13 protein-coding genes are annotated in these 19,055 nt (G+C 44.3%); 9 read left to right on the top strand and 4 right to left on the bottom strand.

Annotation, left to right across the window (positions count from 1 at the left end):
• From SST111_RS04565 to SST111_RS04555, 3 genes are all read left to right on the top strand, one after another.
• Positions 1–2,451 carry an ATP-dependent Clp protease ATP-binding subunit gene (locus SST111_RS04565; protein ID WP_099810172.1) on the top strand — a complete coding sequence of 817 codons (2,451 nt, stop codon included), beginning with the start codon at positions 1–3 and terminating at the stop codon, positions 2,449–2,451.
• Between the two features lie 112 nt (positions 2,452–2,563).
• Positions 2,564–3,061, top strand: a complete 498-nt coding sequence (locus SST111_RS04560; protein ID WP_218963965.1) for a GNAT family N-acetyltransferase — start codon at positions 2,564–2,566, stop codon at positions 3,059–3,061.
• A gap of 38 nt (positions 3,062–3,099) precedes the next feature.
• Positions 3,100–3,591: an adenylyltransferase/cytidyltransferase family protein gene (locus SST111_RS04555; protein WP_099810171.1), complete on the top strand. Its 492-nt coding sequence runs from the start codon at positions 3,100–3,102 to the stop codon at positions 3,589–3,591.
• Between the two features lie 116 nt (positions 3,592–3,707).
• Here the strand turns inward: SST111_RS04555 and dusB are convergent, their stop codons facing one another.
• The 4 genes from dusB to gshAB all read right to left on the bottom strand — a co-directional run bounded on the left by dusB (position 3,708) and on the right by gshAB (position 11,512).
• Positions 3,708–4,691, bottom strand: coding sequence for a tRNA dihydrouridine synthase DusB (gene dusB, locus SST111_RS04550; RefSeq protein ID WP_099810170.1), 984 nt, complete (start codon positions 4,689–4,691; stop codon positions 3,708–3,710).
• Entirely contained in the window at positions 4,684–5,550 is an 867-nt protein-coding gene (gene hslO, locus SST111_RS04545) for an Hsp33 family molecular chaperone HslO (protein ID WP_024386123.1), read from the bottom strand. Before hslO ends, dusB begins: the two co-directional genes overlap by 8 nt.
• Positions 5,551–5,629: 79 nt before the next feature.
• The gene (locus SST111_RS04540) at positions 5,630–8,746 is read right to left on the bottom strand and encodes a DUF6359 domain-containing protein (RefSeq protein ID WP_099810169.1); all 3,117 of its coding nucleotides are present in this window, start codon (positions 8,744–8,746) and stop codon (positions 5,630–5,632) included.
• Between the two features lie 534 nt (positions 8,747–9,280).
• Positions 9,281–11,512 (bottom strand): bifunctional glutamate--cysteine ligase GshA/glutathione synthetase GshB, encoded by a 2,232-nt coding sequence (gene gshAB / locus SST111_RS04535; RefSeq protein WP_099810168.1) that lies wholly within the window; start codon positions 11,510–11,512, stop codon positions 9,281–9,283.
• Between the two features lie 366 nt (positions 11,513–11,878).
• Between gshAB and SST111_RS04530 the strand changes: the two genes are divergently transcribed.
• From SST111_RS04530 to SST111_RS04505, 6 genes are all read left to right on the top strand, one after another.
• Positions 11,879–13,171, top strand: coding sequence for an adenylosuccinate synthase (locus SST111_RS04530; RefSeq protein ID WP_002937782.1), 1,293 nt, complete (start codon positions 11,879–11,881; stop codon positions 13,169–13,171).
• Between the two features lie 109 nt (positions 13,172–13,280).
• The gene (gene yajC / locus SST111_RS04525) at positions 13,281–13,604 is read left to right on the top strand and encodes a preprotein translocase subunit YajC (RefSeq protein WP_099810167.1); all 324 of its coding nucleotides are present in this window, start codon (positions 13,281–13,283) and stop codon (positions 13,602–13,604) included.
• Between the two features lie 113 nt (positions 13,605–13,717).
• A complete protein-coding gene (locus SST111_RS04520) occupies positions 13,718–14,473 on the top strand; it encodes an isoprenyl transferase (protein WP_024384492.1) in 756 nt (251 codons plus the stop codon).
• Between the two features lie 9 nt (positions 14,474–14,482).
• Positions 14,483–15,289: a phosphatidate cytidylyltransferase gene (locus SST111_RS04515; RefSeq protein ID WP_099810166.1), complete on the top strand. Its 807-nt coding sequence runs from the start codon at positions 14,483–14,485 to the stop codon at positions 15,287–15,289.
• A gap of 9 nt (positions 15,290–15,298) precedes the next feature.
• Positions 15,299–16,558 (top strand): M50 family metallopeptidase, encoded by a 1,260-nt coding sequence (locus SST111_RS04510; RefSeq protein WP_099810165.1) that lies wholly within the window; start codon positions 15,299–15,301, stop codon positions 16,556–16,558.
• A 574-nt stretch (positions 16,559–17,132) separates the two neighbouring features.
• Positions 17,133–18,992: a proline--tRNA ligase gene (locus SST111_RS04505; protein WP_099810164.1), complete on the top strand. Its 1,860-nt coding sequence runs from the start codon at positions 17,133–17,135 to the stop codon at positions 18,990–18,992.
• The last annotated feature ends 63 nt before the right edge of the window (positions 18,993–19,055 follow it).

Below are 19,055 nucleotides of genomic sequence, written 5' to 3'. Positions count from 1 at the left end.
ATGAAAATTTCAACTGGTTTACAGCGGGTTTTTGAAGATGCCCAGTTAGTGGCCCAACGTTATGCCTGTGATTACTTGGAAACCTGGCATGTTCTCTTGTCTTTCGTTATCAACCATGATACAGTCGCCGGCGCTGTTTTGGCAGAATATCCTATTTCAATTTCTGACTATGAACATGCAACTTTTGTTGTGACCGACAAGGTCTATCGTGAAGAGTTGGATAGTTTTCGTATTTTACCATCTTCTAAACGTTTGGATGAAACAGCTAGTTTTGCCAAGAAAATTGCAGAAGTCGTCAAGGCTAAGGAGCTGGGAACGGAACATTTGTTTATGGCTATGTTGTTGGACAAGCGGTCAACAGCTAGTCAGATTTTGGACAAGGTAGGTTTTTGTTTTGAAGACTCAGATGATAAGTTTCGTTTCTTGGATTTGCGTAAAAACTTGGAGGCACGTGCGGGATTTACCAAAGAGGACCTTAAAGCTATCCGCAGTGTGATGAAGGGTGGCAAAGCCAAACCTGCCAATATGGGACAGATGATGGGAATGCCCCCAGCACCTCAAAGTGGTGGGTTAGAAGACTACACTCGTGATTTGACAGCTTTGGCGCGTGAAGGGAAGATTGAACCTGTCATCGGTCGAGACGCTGAGATTGCACGGATGATCCAAATTCTATCACGTAAAACCAAGAATAACCCAGTTCTAGTTGGTGATGCTGGTGTCGGAAAAACTGCGCTTGCTTTGGGTCTTGCTCAACGTGTTGCTGCAGGTGATGTCCCTGTCAGCTTGGCTAAGATGCGGGTTTTGGAACTTGACTTGATGAACGTTATCGCTGGAACTCGTTTCCGTGGTGATTTCGAAGAGCGGATGAATAATATCATCAACGACATCGAGGAAGATGGTCAGGTCATCCTTTTCATCGATGAGTTGCATACCATTATGGGTTCTGGATCGGGGATTGATTCGACCTTGGATGCAGCCAATATCCTCAAACCAGCTCTTGCTCGTGGCACCCTCCGTACGGTCGGAGCGACGACTCAGACAGAGTACCAAAAGCATATTGAGAAAGACGCAGCCCTGGTTCGTCGTTTTGCCAAAGTGACCATTGAAGAGCCGACAGTGGAAGATAGCATTGCCATTTTGACTGGTTTAAAAGGTACTTTTGAAAAATACCATAGGGTCCGTATTGGACAAGCAGCTGTAGAGACTGCCGTGACCTACGCTAAGCGGTATTTGACCAGCAAAAACCTGCCAGATTCAGCCATTGACTTGCTGGATGAAGCCAGTGCAACTGTACAAAATCGAGTGAAAGGGCAGGCTGAGGAAACAGGATTGACGAGCATAGACAAGGCCTTGATGGATAAAAAATATAAGACTGTCAGCAAGCTTTTGATTAAAACGAAAGAAGATGCCGAGGCTAGTCAAAACTATGACCTTGAAGTAACAGAAGAAGATGTTTTAGAAACACTTAGTCGCTTGTCAGGTATCCCAGTAGCCAAGCTTAGCCAATCAGATACTAAGAAGTATCTGAATCTGGAAGCAGAATTGCACAAGCGTGTGATTGGGCAGGAAGAAGCTATTTCTGCAGTTAGCAGAGCTATTCGCCGTAATCAGTCAGGGATTCGTACAGGTCGCAGACCGATTGGTTCCTTTATGTTCTTGGGACCAACTGGTGTCGGTAAGACAGAGCTTGCTAAAGCCTTGGCAGAGGTTCTCTTTGATGATGAATCTGCTCTTATCCGTTTTGATATGTCTGAGTATATGGAGAAATTTGCGGCCAGCCGTCTCAATGGAGCGCCTCCGGGCTACGTGGGCTATGAAGAAGGTGGCGAATTGACAGAAAAAGTTCGTAACAAACCTTATTCTGTTCTTCTTTTTGATGAGGTTGAAAAGGCTCATCCAGATATTTTCAATGTTCTCTTGCAGGTCTTGGATGATGGTGTTCTGACGGACAGTAAGGGACGTAAGGTTGATTTCTCAAATACTATTATTATCATGACGTCAAACCTTGGAGCAACAGCCCTTCGTGATGATAAGACAGTTGGTTTTGGTGCCCTTGATTTATCTAAGGACCACAAGGAAGTGGAGAAACGCATTTTTGAGGAATTGAAAAAAGCCTATCGTCCAGAATTTATCAACCGTATTGACGAGAAAGTTGTCTTCCATAGCCTAACGGAAACTCATATGCAGGATGTTGTCAAGGTCATGATTAAACCTTTGTTGGCTGTAACAGCTGAGAAAGGAATTACTCTTAAACTGCAACCGTCAGCCCTTAAGTTATTAGCTAAACAAGGTTACGACCCAGAAATGGGAGCTCGTCCACTTCGTAGACTCTTACAAACCAAATTGGAAGACCCATTGGCAGAAATGTTGCTCCGTGGTGACTTGGCTACTGGTTCGACCTTGAAGGTTGGGGTTAAGGGCGAAGAGCTCAAGTTTGATATCGTCATTTAGTTTCTCTTTTATTACTTCGTTAACTCGCCTTGCCTAACTCCAGTTATGCCTGCGGCTCGTTGCCTAGTACTAAAAGTAAACTAAAAGACCATATAGTCAAATAGGAGGAAAGATGGTAGAACTAAGACCGCTTCTGGAAGAAGAACGTGAAGAATTTATCCGCCGCAATCAAGCTGCGTTTTTAGAAGCCTTGGCAGAGGAAATGCCAGAGGGGGAAGAGGTGATTAGCCGTGAGGAAATCTTGGAAAGTCTGCTTGCCCCTAAGGCTCAAGCCTTTCAGGTTTATTGGGAGAATGAATTGGTTGGTGGTGTCGTTGTTCAGATTGATTCAGCAACCAATCACAACTCCTTGGACCTCTTGTTTGTTGATGGCAATCATAAGGGAAAAGGCTTGGGGTTGACCATCTGGCAGGCTATTGAGCAAGCCTATCCAGATACAGAAGTTTGGGAAACGCACACCCCGCATTTTGAAGTTCGCAATATTCATTTCTATGTCAATAAATGTGGTTTCCAGATTGTGGAGTTTTTCAATCCAGTTCACCCCATGGAACATGTGCCTGACTTTCCAGACGCAGAATTGTTCTTCCGTTTTGAAAAAAGGATGAAATAGTTGAAGAGGTGAGCTTGCTCGCAGTAGAAAGGAAATCTATGAATCAAACCATAGCTGTTGTTTTTGGAACCTTTGCCCCCATGCACAAGGGGCATTTGGATTTGATCGAGCGAGCAAAGTTGGCTTGTGGTCAAGTTTGTGTGGTCGTGTCTGGTTATGACAAGGACCGTGGGGATTTGATTGGTTTAGATTTGACCAAACGATTTCAATTTGCTCAAGAACAGTTTGAAGAAGATGAGCTAGTTAGAGTTTGTGCCTTGGATGAAACAGACTTACCAGACTATCCAGATGGCTGGGACCTTTGGTTAGAACGCCTGCTTGGTTTATTGGATTTGTCTGAACATCAAGTACCAGTCTTCTATGTGTCTGAGGAAGAATACGCTCAGGAACTGCAAAATCGAGGCTATCAAGCTCATTATAGTCCTAGAAAATTTGGTATTTCAGCGACCCTCATTCGTGAACAACCTCAACAATATCAGGATTACATTGCTCCTGCCTTTCTTGCCTTTTTTGGAAAGGAAACTATGTAAAACAGTATAGAAAAAACGCATAAAATCAGGTCCTAACCTTGGTTTTATGCGTTTTTCTGTTTCATTGTTAGCGAGTTTTAACCTGCCAGTTTATCTTATTTAGCAATCCGTTCCTGCTAGGCTTCTCGTGCTTGGTCAAAGAGTTCTTGGACCTGCTCGATAGTCTCTGCTCGGGCAACGGCTCCACGGATCTTGGCTGCACCAGCTGAGCCACGGAGGTAGTGAGGGGCAAGACCACGGAATTCACGAACGGCAATGGACTCGCCCTTAAGATTGGTCAATCGGGTCAGGTGGTCGAAGGCGACATTGAGTTTGTCGTCAAAGGAGAGGTCGGGCAGGACTTCTCCTGTTTCAAGATAGTGGTTGATTTGGTTGAAGATGTATGGATTTCCCATAGCAGTCCGTCCGACCATGACGGCATCGGCTCCGACTTCCTCAATCCGCTGGCGGGCATCTTCTACAGTGCGGATGTCGCCGTTTGCGATGAAAGGAATCTTGGTCAGGCTGCCAGCTACCTTGGTCAAGGTCTCTAGGTCAACCGTTCCTGTGTACATCTGCTCGCGGGTCCGTCCGTGCATGGCCAGGGCAGACACACCGGCACTTTCTGCGGCCAGGGCGTTTTCGACCGCTAGGTCGGTATTGTTCCAACCCGTCCGCATTTTAACTGTCAAGGGAATATCGAGGACCGAGGTCACTTCCTTGATGATGTGGTAAATCTTGTCGGGGTCCTTGAGCCACTTGGCACCAGCTTCGTTTTTAACGACCTTGTTGACAGGGCAGCCCATGTTAATATCTACGATATTAGCCTTGGTATTGGTCTGGATGAAGTCGGCAGCCCGTTTTAGTCCTTCGGCATCGCCACCGAAAAGCTGGATAGACATAGGGTATTCGTTGTCGTCGATATGGAGCATATGGAGGGTCTTCTCGTTGTTGTAGAGAAGGCCTTTTTCAGAAATCATTTCCATAACGACCAGGCCTGCGCCCATTTCTTTGGCAATGGTGCGGAAGGCCGAGTTGGTCACGCCAGCCATTGGGGCCAGCACGCAGCGATTGGGGATTTCCACATCACCAATCATGAAAGGAGTGTTGAGATTAGCCATTGATGAGTTCCTCCAAATCGTTTTCGTCAAAGTGGTAATGGGTCTGGCAGAATTGGCAGGTGATGTCCACGCCCTTGTCTTCTTCCTTCATCTCTTGCAGGTCCGCTTTTGGCAAGCTGGCCAGAGCATCGAGGAAGCGGTCCTTAGAGCAGTCGCAGACAAAACCGATTTCTTCTTCTGACAGGCGTTTGAAGTCGTCGTCGCCATAAATGGCGGATAGCAGAGCTTCTATATGGTTTTCAGAAGCCAGCAAGCTTGAAATGGCAGGCATTTCTTGGATGCGTTTCTCGAAACGGGCAATTTCAGCCTCGGTCGCACCTGGTAAAACTTGCAACAAGAATCCGCCAGCTACCTTGACCTTGTCTTCCTCGTCCAACAAGACATTCAGTCCCACCGCAGATGGTGTCTGCTGGCTGTCTGTTAGGAAGTAGGCAAAGTCTTCACCAATTTCACCAGAGATTAAGGGTGTCATGGAATTGTAAGGATGACCTGTTCCGTAGTCTGTGATAACTAGGAATTGACCATTGCCCACGAGAGGTCCAACGATAACTTCGCCAGTCGCTGTCCGTTTGTAGTCTAAGTCAGGATTTTGAATGTAGCCCTTGACCTGACCTTTGGTATTGGCAACGGAGATGATAGCCCCAACAGCACCGCTAGCCAAGATTTTCAGGGTGATCTTGGTGTCGCCTTTTTCGTTGGCAGCCAAAATCTGATTGGCAATGAGGGTGCGCCCCAGAGCAACGGTGGACGACGCCATGGTGTCGTGTTTTTCTTGGGCTGTTTTCACGGTTTCTGTGCTGTCTAGCACAAAGGCACGAAAATGCCCGCTTTTTGATAGTGTCTTAATAATTTTATCCATAAAGATTATTATAGCATAAGTAGATGTGAAGCAGTAGAAAAATGAGCCTGAAAGTCATGCTTTCAAGCTCAAAAAATGATTAGGATTCTTTTTGTTTTTTGACAAGGCAGGCGCTCAAGATTACGAGACCGATTGTGATAAGTACAAAGCTTGTTTCTCCTCCTGTCTTTGGAAGGATTTTCTTTTGACTGTTTTTGGCAGTAGGGGTCACGGTTGTTTGTCCCTTGTCTGTAGCGCCAGAACGGTCATCAGCATTTACAGCTGTTTGATTAGAAGTTGAAAGATTTGTTGGCTTGTTATTGTTGGTCATACCATTGTCATCACTATTATTGACTGTTCCTGAGTCATCTGTCTGCTTGTCGCTTGGTTCTGGTTGAGTTGGTTCTTGTGCCTTTGTCACATCCAGTTGTACCAATAGTGGATCGTGGTCAGAAGCTCTGCCATGTTCTTCCATAAAGGCTGAATTGACATGGACCATATCAAAGGCATAGCGGTCCAACAAGTTAGTTGATACTAGCATATTGTCAAGAGACTGATTGTTTCCGTTATAGAAGTAAGAGAAGCGATCGGATGCATCATGACGACTAACGAGGTTAGCCATTCCTCCTGTTTCTAAAATTTCTATGGTTTTAGTAAATTCATAGTCATTGAAGTCGCCTAGCATAACGATATTAGCATTTGGATTTTGAGCTAAGCCTGCTTTTGTAAAGTCAGCGATAGTTTGTGCTAGTATGTGGCGTTTTTCTTCGGACTTGAAGCTGACAGGTTGGATTTTTCCGTAGAGACCATTGTCACCGCGTTTTGAGTTGAGATGGTTGGCAAGGACAACGACTTTCTCGCCGTTGAAGACGAATTCAGCTGCAAGTGTTTTGCGGACAGCTGCCCAAGCAGGGTTGGTTGGGTCGATTCGGCCCAGGCTGAGATTGAGTTCGCCGTTTTCCCATGCAACTGCCTGTGTTGCGGTACCGATTGGTTTGTCAGATAGGCTGACACGTTTTGAGTTGTAGAGGAAGCCGACGCGAATATTGCCTCCCTCTTGTCCACCGTCTTTGTTGTTTTCAGGAGCAATATCCACATAGGTATAGATTGGTCCGCCGGCTGCTTGAATGGCTGCAATTAGGCGCTCAGCACTCTTACTAGCATCAGTTGTGCCGTCATTTGTAGCACCGTTGTTGTCCTGCACTTCAATCAATCCGATAATATCTGGAGAATGTAGGTCTGAAACAAAGGATTTGGCAATGCGTTGGACTTTAGCGTCTGATGTTGACTTACTGTCAGCAGAAAAGTTTTCAATGTTATAAGAAGCGATAGTCAGCTTGTCATCATTTGGGATAATAGTTGTCGTTTCTGGTTTTGTAGCTCCTTCGTGCAAGGTTGGAAGGGTGCTATCATCTACATAGACTTTATAATTGGTGTAAGAGTAGGTGACTGGTCCAGCGATACGACCGGTGAAATAGTCTCCTGATTTGACGATTTGTTTTCCATTTTTCAAAAGTAGAGGAATAATATTGGTATTATTCCCTTCAGGGCGAAGGTTGACGCCTCCAACATTATTTAAAGGAAGTTGACTAGTGGCAGGAGTGACATAGATTTCCTTGTTTTTTAGTGGACCAAGGATTTTTGCATCATCCACGGCAACCACCATGCCCTCAACGGATTCCCAGAAATCGAGCGCATCTTGTTCTGGATCAAATTGAGCCAAACCGTCGTTGTCGATAATATCTGCTGGGATGGTCAGATCAAGACCAAGGACTATAGGAGATGGTACAGGTGCAGTCCCATCCACAGTTACTTCAGTAGCTCGAATTTGTGTGATGGTTAAGTCTGTTCCACGTTCTGTATAACCTTTTCCGAGGTATTCTTCTACACGTCCTGCGATAGTGACAAGATCTCCTACCTTGACATTTGTTTTTAATTTGTCAGTAAAAATATTAATACCGTCAGATGTTTTGACGTCTCCATCTGGTGTGACATCTTGCACGTAGAAGTTATTGGCAGAGGTAACGTAGGTTACTACGACGTTTTTAAGAATCACAGATTGATTGGTTAGAGGTGATTGGTGACTTGCACCTTGAATGTGACCGACTGTTACAGTTTCGGTCTTGCCAGGTGTTGTTTCTGTTGTTGCCTTTTCAACGACTTCAAAATGAGAGAGGTCAAATGGTTTTAATTGTATTTTTCCATTATAGGTGGATAAAATAGCGGTTAGATTAATCTTATCTCCCTTGTTGATATGGTTCAAAAGATCAGCCGTTTTGATACCTGTTCGGCTATCTAAGCGTACATCAACAGTTTGTCCTTCGGAGTCAGTTACGGTAAAGGTAGCATTTTGATAGCTATCGCTTTGAATATCTCCGACAGTCAAGTTTTTTAGAGAAACTAGTGTTGCCTGTGCTTGTGTTGCTAACTGAGCGATGTTTGTTTCTGTAATGGGAGCGTTGAAATGCTCAGAGATAGCCTTGTGGTTGCTAACTGTGGTTAGTTGGAGTTCGCCTTTATACTCACCCAATGTTCCTGTTAATTGGACTGTATCACCAGGCTGATAGCCCAAGACAGCCCCAGGGTAGATATAGATACCAGCACCGTCAGAATCTTGGAGGTAAAAGCCGTTTCCTCCCCAACCGTTTACTAGGCTAATAATTTTACCAGAAACGGTGTACTCTGTTCCTTGTGCACCAGAGCGAACAGTAGCAATCGGTGTAGAAACAAGGTCACTTGGTTTGGTAGCTGTATTTTCACTTGTTGGTGGCTGAACATTAGTAGAAGATGAATCTACGATTTCAATCGCTGTAGCTGGCTTGATCCCAGCTCGCTTCATGTATGTATCGCTAGTTCCTGTGATGCGAACCAATTTTCCGACTAGTTCGGGATGATCAACGAGGTTGAATTGGCTGCGAAGAGGTTCTTTTAGTTGAATAGGGATAGTGTCGGCGGCCGCAGTATCCATGCTTGCACCAAGGGCTAGATTTGTTTTGTTAGTGGCGTCAAAAGCGGTTCCGCTACTATTAAGTGGTGCAATAAGATAGCCTTGTATCGTGACCTCCGACTTGGTTATTGCAAGCGACGGATAATTCTCTATCGCCACTTCAGTAGCGTGCACAGATGGTATGGGCGAAGTAGCAAGGCTAAGCAAGAGTCCGGCTGTTACCGCTACAGACCCTACGGTATAGAAGAGAGAACGGTTTCTAATCTTCATATAAAACTCCTTTTTGTTATATATGGACGTTATCAAAACGTCTGCAGTTGTTATATATATAGTTTAACAAAAAATGAGTCGTTTGGAATACTTTTTTTAGATATAATACGGATATTTTTAAAAATTCAAATGAAATAGTAAAAATACATTAGAAAACAAAACAAATAACGAACGATATAGTGAGATGCTGGAAATTGGTTCATAAAAAGCACCCAGATATAAATGATTATCTTGGTGCCATATTCATTTTACTTAACATTAGTTGGGAGTTTAAAAGGTCTGGGAGACCTTTTAAAGTGGGAGATATAAGCTGACGGCAGTCAGCTCACATAAATTGATGTCTGGGAATAGACTGTTTCAGCTCAACAACTAGAAATAAAGACTTGTTGACGAACTCTTTTTATCTTGGTCGAGTTCTTTCCCACTCCCAGCAACCTGCAGCTATTGAGGCGAACGTGCTTTGCCCTATCTCCAGCCTTCAAAAGTTCCACGAACCTTTGAAGTAAGTACTAACAAAGTAAGGAAAATGGGAAACTATAGCTCTGGAAATAATTTTTTCAAAATTTTCGGCGTAATGCTCTGACCAGGTCCTGCGTAAGTATAGGTATGCAGGTACATGGCAGGGTTGAAGTTAAGCTCGATACAGGTGCAGTTTGGATCTTCCTTGCTTGCTGGCTTGGTGCGGTCGGGGATAATCAAGTCCACACCACAAGCCCAAGCTCTCATAGCAGTTGCCATATCGGCGGCCAGTTGCTTGTAGGACTCGTTCATCTGGTCGGTCATATCGATGGAGTCACCACCCGTTGAGATATTGGAATTGCCACGCAGAAAGGCTTGGACGCCTTCTGGCAAGACCGTATCAGGTGTGTAGCCCTGTTGCTCCAACATGAGCAGTTCGATATCACCCAGATTGATGATTTCAAGTGGCGAACGATGGTCACGCCCTCGCAGTGGATCTTGGTTTTTTTGGTCCACCAATTCACGGATGGTTGAGCTACCGTCACCCACGACATTGGCCGCGACGCGGAGCAGGACAGCCTCGCACTTGCCATCAAGGATAAAGAAGCGGTACTCAGTTCCCGCTACGAACTCCTCCACGAGCACATGGCTATCTTCCGAAAAGGCGATGTTCAGGGCTTTTTCATAGTCCGCAAGGCTGGCTGGCTCCTGGAAGATAGAGATGCCTAGGCCGAAGTTGGTAGATTTTGGTTTGACAACAATGGCAGAGCTGGCTACCTGCCCGTAGTACCGCAGGGCATCTTCCTTGTTAGCAAATTCCGCTCCCGCAGGTACTGGAAAACCAGCCTGGTCCAAGATTTTCTTGGTCACGACCTTGTTGGCCATGGCTAGAGGAATGACGTAGTTGTCCTTGGAAGTCATGTTGCCATTTTTGATGTACTCGACATGGTCACCATGCCATAGTTTGAGAAATTGGTCTTCTTCATCCAAAATCTCCACGTTCAAGCCCAGCTGAATGGCGTCAAAGAGAATCATCTGGGTGGAGAGTTCCATGTTTTCATAGCCCTTGAGGGCGTAAGGGGCTGTCCAAGCATAGTCATGAAAGACTTGTCCCTGCTGCTGACCAAACTTTTCCAGAGACCCATCTTCAACCTGCTCTGCTATTTTTCCAGAAAGGGTCAAACGAGGGTCTTGAAGTGCTGCCTCCACATGTGTAATGAGCTGGCCATAGTAGTCATCCAGTCCAAAGTGTAGAACTATGGCTTTCATGGCCGTTAAGATTGGCGTGGCATCGGCATCGTTAGGTAGAGGTGTGTGTGGATGACTGAGGGCGATGAGATTGTTAAGTTTATCTGCTTTTGCTAAGGTGTTATCAACATCTGTCAGTTGGTCTAGCCAAAGAAGAGATAAGATAAAGAGGTGGACTGTATCAAGGGTTTCTTGACTAATAGCAAGCGGGTCATAGGGGTTCAGGTCGAAGGAACGGAATTCTAAATAAGAAATCCCCTTGCTGAGGTAGTCACGGCTAGTCTTTGCTCCACGTAGTCGGACGGAAGAGTAAAATTCCTTCTCAGCGGATAGTTGACCAGATTGGACAGCTTGTTCGATGTCGGCCACGTACTGTTGGAGAGAAGAAAAGGAAATATGAACATCATCGGAGTTGACATAGCCGTACTTGGAATTACGAATGGAACGGACGCAACCGACTTCCGTGGTTAGGAATCCTTTTTCGGCTAGGCTACTTGCCCCATATAGGTAGGTTAAGAGCCAACGGTAGCGTAAGAAATTCTGAGCCAGCTTGAGATAGAGGGCGTTTTTGAAGGAGATAAGGTCATCGTAGCCACTGACTACAAAGAGTTGCTGGGTCAGGTCTTTACCTAGCTCAAAATTATAGTGAATGCCTGACATAGATTGAAGCAGTTTGCCGTAGCGTTTCGCCAAGCCGACACGGTACTGGTACTCGTAGTCGCTCTCCAGCTGGGCAATCTGAATCTCATCCTCTGAAATCACAGGTGGCATAGACAGGGGCCAGAGATACTCTGTTTTTTCCATAGAGCGAACAGCTACATCCGTAATGGCTCCTAGGAAACGGCGGGCCTCCTTGGTCGAATGAGCCACAGGCGTAATCAGCTCCAGCTGTGGTTCGCTGTAGTCTGTCTGGATATAGGGATGAAAATTGCGTGAGCCCAATTTTTCTGGGTGGGGCGTCTGAGCTACGCGGTTGTTGTTATTCATTCGTAAGGATTCCCGTTCCACACCAAAGGTGGCTTGGAGAATGGGACTGTTTGGGGATAATTTCTGTAACATAAGCAATCCTTTTTTGTTTCTCTTAAAATCTACTTCCAATTTTATCTAGTTTGGGGTACAAATACAAATTTCTGCTACGTTTTCAAGGAAAAAAATGAAGTTGGTTACTGTCCAGAAACTGCAGACTTCGGGAATTTCAACAAAAAACAACTTTAAAAATGTTTAAGAAGGTGCTTTGTTCGTATTTTTCTTTTTATCTATTTAAATAAAAGGATAACATCCGTTATAAACGAAAATGTAAGAAATTCTTGAAAAAATGTTCGTTTTTTGATAAAATAATATGTAAAAACGAAACTTGCAGGTGAGATTCCTGCCAGAAGTAGAAGAAAGGCTGGACTGGTCAGCCAGTTCAGAGAAAGAGTGAATATGACATCAGTAGTTGTTGTAGGAACCCAGTGGGGCGACGAAGGTAAGGGTAAAATTACAGACTTCTTGTCTGCTAATGCTGAAGTAATCGCACGTTATCAAGGTGGAGATAATGCTGGACATACCATCGTTATCGACGGAACTAAGTATAAATTGCACTTGATTCCGTCAGGAATCTTCTTCCCAGAAAAGATTTCTGTAATCGGTAATGGTGTGGTTGTCAATCCAAAATCTTTGGTGAAGGAAATCAACTATCTCCATGATTCAGGTGTGACAACAGATAATTTGCGGATTTCAGACCGTGCACACGTCATCTTGCCTTACCACATCAAATTGGACCAGTTGCAAGAAGAATCAAAAGGCGAGAACAAGATTGGTACAACCAACAAGGGTATTGGTCCAGCCTACATGGACAAGGCAGCCCGTGTTGGTATCCGTATTGCAGACCTCTTGGACAAGGAGATTTTTGCGGAGCGTTTGAGAACAAACTTGGCTGAGAAAAACCGTTTGTTTGAGAAAATGTATGAGTCAACTCCGATTGAGTTTGACGAAATCTTTGAAGAATACTACGCTTATGGTCAAGAAATCAAAAAGTATGTAACAGATACCTCTGTTATTTTGAACGATGCCCTCGATCAAGGCAAACGTGTCTTGTTTGAAGGGGCGCAAGGGGTTATGTTGGATATTGACCAAGGGACCTACCCGTTCGTTACTTCTTCAAACCCAGTTGCTGGTGGTGTGACGATCGGTAGCGGTGTCGGCCCAAGCAAGATTGACAAGGTTGTTGGTGTATGTAAGGCCTACACTAGCCGTGTTGGTGACGGACCATTCCCAACTGAATTGCATGATGAAATCGGTGACCGTATCCGTGAAATCGGTAAGGAATACGGTACGACAACAGGTCGTCCACGTCGTGTTGGTTGGTTTGACTCGGTTGTTATGCGTCACAGCCGCCGTGTATCTGGTATTACCAACTTGTCCCTCAACTCAATCGACGTTTTGTCAGGACTTGAGACTTTGAAAATCTGCGTGGCTTATGACTTGGATGGTGAGCGTATTGACCATTATCCTGCAAGTTTGGAGCAACTCAAACGATGCAAACCAATCTATGAAGAAATGCCAGGTTGGTCTGAAGACATCACAGGTGTGCGTAGTTTGGATGAATTGCCAGAAGCGGCTCGCAACTATGTTCGTCGTATTAGCGAATTGGTAGGCGTTCGTATCTCAACCTTCTCAGTAGGTCCAGGTCGTGAACAGACCAACATCCTTGAGAGTGTATGGAGCGCAAAATAGTGTGCGAAGACTGAACGAAAGTTCGGTCTTTTTCTGTTTGGTCGAACTTTGCTTTCTTGTCAAGAATTTGATATAATCATGCTTATCAAACAATAAAAGAGGTAAACAAATGGAAGGTTTATTTTTGCCGCTTGTCATGGTTGCCATGATTGGTTTTATGTTCTATTCGCAACGTAAACAACAAAAACAACGCCAAGATGCACTTAGCCAAATCAAAAAAGGTGATGAAATTGTGACCATTGGTGGGCTATTTGGTATTGTCGATGAAATCGATGATAAAAAGGTTGTTCTCGATGTTGATGGTGTTTATTTGACATTTGAACGTGGTGCTATTCGTAATCGTGTAGCAAGTTCAGGTACTACATCTGCAGTTGTTGAAGAAGTGGCAGTTGAAACGACAGAAGCGACTCCAGAATCTGCAATTGAAGAATAAGGATGAAAAACCGAGGGAAACCTTGGTTTTCTCTTGTTTTAGCCCTGCCTGATTTTTGCTATCCTAGGTAAAAATATGGTATAATGAAACGATTATACAATAAGGAAAATACCATGTTTAAATTTAATTTTAAAAAGAAAGAAAGCATTGAAACAGCAATTGAAGTCCCTAAGCATATCGCTGTGATTATGGATGGCAATGGCCGTTGGGCGAAAAAGCGGATGCAACCACGTATTATGGGGCATAAGGCTGGTATGGATGCACTTCAAAAGGTTACCAAGACGGCTTCTGATTTGGGAGTAAAGGTGTTAACTGTCTATGCCTTTTCTACAGAAAACTGGTCTCGACCGGAAAAAGAAGTGAAGTTTATCATGAATCTACCTGTGGAGTTTTATGATAAGTATGTTCCTGAACTCCATGCCAATAATGTCAAAATTCAGATGATTGGTGACCATTCCAAACTTCCTGTTCCGACTCTCAATGCGCTTTATAAAGCTGAACAAAAAACGAAGAATAACACTGGTTTGATTCTCAATTTCGCTCTGAACTATGGCGGTCGTGATGAGGTGACTCGTGCAGTCAAGGCTATTGCGCAAGATGTCTTGGATGCCAAGTTCAATCCTGGTGATATTGATGAGAAATTAATAGCGGATTACCTCTATACAGGAACCTTATCACCAACGTTACGCGATCCCGATCTAGTTATCCGTACAAGTGGTGAACTTCGTCTTAGCAACTTCCTGCCGTGGCAAACAGCCTACAGCGAGCTGTACTTTACAGATATTGCTTGGCCTGATTTTGATGGAGAAGCACTTAAATTAGCGATTAAAGAATACAACCGTCGCCACAGACGTTTTGGCGGTGTATAAGGAGAAGGTATGACAAACGATTTACAGAAACGAGTGATATTTGGCGGCGTTGCTCTAGCTATTTTCATTCCCTTTTTGTTGGCTGGTGGGATGGCATTTCAATTTTTTGTAGGCCTGTTAGCTATCATTGCTACGGCTGAATTGATTAAAATGCATCGCCTAGCACCAAATTCTATCGAGGGTGTCTTAGCTATGTTGGCCAGTTTAGTCTTGGCTCTTCCGCTCCAGAATTATCTGACATTTTTACCGACGGATGGAAATTACACAGCCTACGCCATTGTAGTATTTTTACTGCTTGGTTCGACGGTTTTTAATATCGGCCATTACAACTATTCCGATGTGGTCTTTCCAATTGCATCAAGTTTCTATGTTGGTATCGGCTTTCATAGTTTGATACTGGCTCGTATGGATGGACTCAATAAAGTCTTCTTTGCCCTCTGTTTAGTCTGGGCAACAGACATTGGTGCCTACTTAATCGGTCGTCAGATTGGTCGGAGAAAATTATTGCCGAAGGTTTCACCGAATAAAACGGTTGAAGGCTTTGTAGGCGGTATTCTTTCTGCGGTGGCAGTTGCTATCATTTTCTTGATTGTCGATAAGTCCTTGTTGGCGGGCTATTCATTTGGCATGATGTTGTTGTTAGTTGTGATTTTCTCGATATTCTCACAATTCGGAGACTTAGTAGAAAGTGCTATTAAACGCCATTTTGGTGTGAAGGATTCTGGAAAAATTATTCCAGGACACGGCGGTATCCTGGATCGTTTTGACGGTATGATTTTTGTCTTTCCAATCATGCACTTCTTTGGATTATTTTAAGGAGGTACTATGAAGGGAATTTTAGCATTTATATTTATATTTGGTGTGATTGTGGTTGTCCATGAATTTGGTCATTTCTACTTCGCCAAGAAAGCGGGTATCCTTGTGAGGGAATTTGCGATTGGGATGGGTCCCAAAATTTTCGCTCATACGGGTAAGGATGGGACACTTTACACCATCCGTATTCTTCCTCTAGGTGGCTATGTTCGAATGGCTGGATGGGGTGAAGATAAGACAGAGATTAAGACAGGTAGTCCTGCCAGCCTCAGTTTAAATGAAGCTGGTGTTGTGACGCGGATTAATTTGTCTGGAAAGCAACTGGATAGTCTCAGTTTGCCAATGAATGTAACCAGTTTTGACTTCGAGGAAAAATTGGAAATCACAGGCTTGGTTCTTGATGAAACTAAGACCTACAAGGTTGACCACGATGCAACGATTGTGGAGGAGGATGGGACGGAAATTCGTATTGCTCCACTAGATGTGCAATACCAGAATGCAACTGTTTGGGGTCGATTGATAACCAACTTTGCGGGTCCTATGAATAACTTTATTTTAGGGATTCTAGTATTTATTATTTTGTTCTTCATGCAAGGCGGGGTTGCCAACCCATCAAGCAATGCAGTAAGTATTACTGAAGGTGGTGCTTTGCAGGCTGCAGGTGTTGTCACAGGGGACAAGATTCTTTCGGTCAATGGGAACACGACAGACAGCTACACAGAAGTTGCAACGATTATTAGCAAAGCAGCGACAGATGCAACAACAGCCCCAAGCTTTGATTTGGTTGTTGAGCATGATGGGAAAAACCGTCATGTCTCCGTTACTGCCGAACAAGTAGATGGGGCTTATCGAATTGGTATTTCACCGATTTTGAAAACTGGTTTCGGTGATAAGATTATTGGGGGCTTCCAGCAAGCGGGTGCGACAGCAGTTATTGTTGTAACTGCCTTGAAAAACTTGATTGCCAATTTTGATGTTAAGCAATTGGGTGGACCTGTTGCCATTTATTCTGTCAGCAATCAGGCTGCTGCAAATGGTTGGGTTTCAGTCTTTAACCTGATGGCTATGCTATCAATCAATATCGGTATTTTCAATCTTATCCCTATTCCAGCCTTGGATGGTGGGAAGATTGTCATGAACATTCTAGAAGGTATTCGCAGAAAACCACTTAAACCAGAAACAGAATCCTATATCACGCTGGCAGGCGTTGCAATCATGGTTGTCCTCATGCTGGTCGTGACCTGGAATGATATTATGCGTGTATTCTTCTAAATTAAAACTCCAAAAGGAATTGACTGCGTGCTAAATGCAGGATGTTCTGAAAAAATACGAAAGGAATCAGCACGGGCTGAGACCTGTGCATTCCTGATAGACAAAAGATGAAAGGAAAAGAGGAGGTTCGTAATTGAACTCGGTCTAAAAACTCGGAAAATAGATTGAGAGCTACGCCTCTGGATTTCCTGATGATGAATATAAGAAAGGAATTGACTGCGTGCTAAACGCAGGATATTCTGAAAACTACGAAAAAGAAAGGAACAGAGAGTTTTCAGATTTGAACTCGAGCGTCAGCGAGGGTGCTGAACAGTTAATTCTTTGTCTCCTAATCAAGTAAACTACGAAAGGAATTGACTGCGTGCTAAACGCAGGAAGTTCTGAAAACTATGAAAGGAACTGAACACGGGCTGAAACCTGTGTATTCCTGATAAACAAAAGATGAAAGGAATTAAGGAGGTTCGTAATTGAACTCGGTCTAAAAACTCGGAAAATAGATAAACTGACTGATGTGCAAGCACATTGCGCCAGTTTCCTAATTTTCAGTCGTTTTTTACGACCTCCGTATCTTAATATGAAACAGTCTAAAATGATTATCCCGACTTTGCGGGAGATGCCTTCGGATGCGTCGGTGATTAGCCACGCTTTGATGTTACGTGCGGGTTATGTCCGTCAGATTTCTGCTGGTATTTACAGCTACTTGCCTTTGGCTAACCGTGTGATTGAAAAAGCAAAAACGATTATGCGGGAGGAGTTTGATAAGATTGATGCCATTGAATTTTTGGCGCCAGCCCTCTTGTCAGCGGACATTTGGCGTGAGTCAGGTCGTTACGAAACCTACGGTGATGACCTCTACAAGCTCAAAAACCGCGAGGGTTCTGACTTTATCTTGGGACCAACCCACGAAGAAACGGTGACACTATTGGCGCGTGATGCGGTCCAGTCTTACAAACAGTTGCCGCTCAACATCTACCAAATCCAGCCAAAATACCGCGACGAAAAACGTCCTCGTAATGGTCTTCTCCGTGGTCGCGAGTTCATCATGAAAGACGGTTACAGCTTCCACGCTAGCTATGATAGTTTGGACCAGACCTACGATGACTATAAGGCAGCTTACGAGGCAATCTTCACTCGTGCAGGATTGGAGTTCAAAGCCATCATCGGTGACGGTGGTGCCATGGGTGGTAAGGATAGCCAGGAATTTATGGCCATTACACCAGACCGTACTGATCTGGACCGTTGGGTTGTCTTGGACAAGTCAGTTGATTCTTTTGATGAAATCCCAGAGGATGTTCTTGAAGCGATCAAGGCAGAGCTCTTGGCATGGTCTGTATCTGGTGAAGATACCATCGCCTACTCTAGCGAATCAGGCTACGCTGCCAATCTAGAAATGGCAACTAGCGAATACAAACCAAGTACAGCAGTTGTAGTTGAAGAAGACTTGGTTAAAGTAGCGACACCAGATGCTAAAACCATCGACGAAGTTGCTGCCTTCTTGAATGTCGCTGAAGAGCAAACCATCAAAACCATGCTCTTTATGGCTGACGGAGAGCCAGTTGTTGCCCTTCTTGTTGGCAATGACCAGGTCAACGATGTCAAGTTGAAAAACCACCTTGGCGCAGATTTCTTTGATGTAGCAAGCTCAGCTGATGCAGAGAAAGTCTTCGGTGCAGGCTTTGGTTCTCTTGGCCCAGTTGGTTTACCAGAAAACATCAAGATTATTGCAGACCGCAAGGTTCAAGATGTGAAAAATGCTGTTGTCGGTGCCAACGAAGATGGTTTCCACTACACAGGTGCCAATGCAGGTCGTGATTTCCAAGTGACTGAGTATGTGGACATTCGTGAAGTCAAGGAAGGCGAACCGTCTCCAGATGGACACGGGGTTCTCAACTTTGCCCGTGGTATCGAGATTGGTCACATCTTCAAGCTCGGTACCCGCTATTCAGATAGCATGAATGCCAATATCTTAGATGAAAACGGTCGTTCTATGCCAATTATTATGGGTTGTTACGGTATTGGTGTTAGCCGTCTCTTGTCAGCTGTTCTTGAGCAACACGCTCGCCTCTTTGTTAACAAGACACCAAAAGGTGAATACCGTTACGCTTGGGGCATCAACTTCCCTAAAGAATTGGCTCCGTTTGATGTGCATTTGATTCCAGTCAATGTCAAAGATGAAGAAGCAATGGCCTTGACTCAGTCAATCGAAACAAGCTTGGTTGGTGCAGGCTATGAAGTATTAACTGACGACCGTAACGAGCGTGTCGGCGTTAAGTTTTCTGACAGTGACTTGATTGGCTTGCCAATTCGTGTGACTGTTGGTAAGAAAGCAACTGACGGCATTGTTGAAGTGAAAATCAAAGGCACAGGTGATACTGTAGAAGTCCATGTGGACCAACTCCTTGAAACCTTGCAAATTTTGAATCAGGAAAATTAATAAATCGAAAAAGAGTTTGCAGTTTAAACTGTTTCGTCTCTAGTGGAAAGATTAGGACGAATA

Source organism: Streptococcus suis YS161 (assembly GCF_002760245.1).
Taxonomy (GTDB): Bacteria; Bacillota; Bacilli; order Lactobacillales; family Streptococcaceae; genus Streptococcus; species Streptococcus suis_I.
Note: the sequence above shows the minus strand (reverse complement) of the source record. Positions and strands in the feature narration are given on the sequence as shown.